Raw genomic sequence first — 270 nt, forward strand, 5'->3', positions numbered from 1 at the left:
ACTACCATCGGCGCTGAGAAGCTTAACTTCCGTGTTCGGTATGGGAACGGGTGTGACCTTCTCGCTATCGCCACCAGACTATTTTTCAAGACAAGTTTTATTATACCGTCTTTTCAGGATTTTTCAAGAGGAAATTTACATTTTTTCGTTCCCTCAAAACTAGATAATGCATGAAGAAGTATTTGCCGAGTATCTACCAATAACTTGGTTAAGTCCTCGATCGATTAGTATCAATCAGCTCCACATGTCGCCACGCTTCCACCTCTGACC

The 270-nt window shown here is 42.6% G+C and carries 1 rRNA gene; it reads right to left on the reverse strand.

What is annotated here, in order from left to right:
* Positions 1 to 78, reverse strand: a 5S ribosomal RNA gene (gene rrf, locus BK139_RS23525); the annotation flags it as partial.
* Positions 79 to 270: the final 192 nt, after the last annotated feature.

Origin of the sequence: Paenibacillus sp. FSL R5-0490 (genome assembly GCF_001956215.1) — a bacterium.
GTDB lineage: Bacteria > Bacillota > Bacilli > Bacillales > Cytobacillaceae > Cytobacillus.